The sequence below is a fragment of the Nocardia sp. NPDC004711 genome, assembly GCF_053601595.1.
On sequence record NZ_JBSGCB010000186.1, the window covers coordinates 1 to 1,346 of the forward strand.

The 1,346-nt window shown below is 63.6% G+C and carries 2 protein-coding genes; both read left to right on the forward strand.

The annotated features are described in order from the left end of the window. The first annotated feature begins 67 nt into the window (after nucleotides 1-67). Nucleotides 68-391 (forward strand): transposase, encoded by a 324-nt coding sequence (locus ACWEKS_RS49350; protein ID WP_376946689.1) that lies wholly within the window; start codon nucleotides 68-70, stop codon nucleotides 389-391. Continuing rightward, nucleotides 391-1,305, forward strand: a complete 915-nt coding sequence (locus ACWEKS_RS49355; RefSeq protein WP_452346606.1) for an IS3 family transposase — start codon at nucleotides 391-393, stop codon at nucleotides 1,303-1,305. Before ACWEKS_RS49350 ends, ACWEKS_RS49355 begins: the two co-directional genes overlap by 1 nt. Nucleotides 1,306-1,346 lie beyond the last annotated feature (41 nt).

A 1,346-nucleotide genomic window follows, 5' to 3' on the forward strand; every position in this document is an offset into this window, starting at 1 on the left:
TGAGGCTTCCCCCGGATAGTGGACACCGATTTGGCAGGACCGAAGGTCCTGCTGGAAGGATGTCTCCATGCCTCCTCGCAAGCGCCGGTCGTTCACGACCGAGTACAAGGTCGAGGCTGCCCATCGGGTGATCGATTCCGGACGCACGATCGCCGATGTTGCCCGGGAACTGGGCTTGAACGAGGGCTTGCTCAGCAACTGGGTCAAAGACGAACGGCGCAGGATCGCCGCCGCTGAGGCCCATGGCGAGAAGCCCCTGGACTCGGCCGAGCGGGCCGAGTTGCTGCGGCTGCGAAAGCAAGTCGCCGACCAGGACAAAGACATCGCGTTCCTGAAAAAAGCTTCGGCGTACTTTGCCGCGATGCAGACGAACCGGCCCGGTTCGCTCTGATGGCCGAGTACGCCGACCCCGACGACCTAGCGGCCGGCGCCACCACCACGCGAGGATCGCGCCCCCGGTTCTCGATCGTGCGGATGGCACGGCTTCTGGGGGTCTCGACCTCGGGCTACTACGAGCATGCCAAACGGTGCGCGGCAACGGTTTTGACGCCACGTCAGCAGCGTCGTGCCGATCTCGAAGTGAAGATCACCGATATCCACGCCGAGTTCGACGGGACCTACGGATCACCGCGGATTACCGCCGAGCTGCGCGAGCGCGGCGAGATCGTGACCCGCAAAACCGTCGCCAAGATCATGGCCGGTCTCGGGGTCGAGGGCATCAGCCCACGCACGTTCAAGGTGAAAACGACGGTGGTCGACCCGAAGGCGTCGTTCCCGCCGGATCTGGTCGTCCGCGACTTCGATCGGGGCCGAATCGACGCGGTCTGGCTGACCGATATCACCTATCTCACCTGCGGACAGGGTGACATGTTCCTCTGCGCGATTCGGGACGGTCATTCCCGGAAAGTGTTGGGCTACAGTGTGTCCGACCACATCGGTGCCGACATGGTCACCGCGGCCATCGAAGACGCCGTCACCGCTCGCGGCGGACGCGCGCGCGGCACCATCCTGCATTCGGACCGTGGCGGGGAATTCACTGCCCACTTGACCGCGAAGGCATGTTTCCGCCACGGGCTGCGCCGATCGATGGGCGCGACCGGCATCTGCTGGGACAACAGCCCCGCCGAGTCGTTCTGGTCGACGTTCAAACACGAACACTACTATCGACACGTCTACGCTACGAAGCCCGAACTTGTTGCCGCGGTTGACAAGTGGATCAGCTTCTACAACACTACGCGGCGACACTCCGCGATCGGGATGCAAAGCCCCGACAATTTCGAGAAGTCACTCCACGCGGCTGCCTGACAGCGCATAAGCCCCCTGCCCACCATTTGGGGGGAACCTCA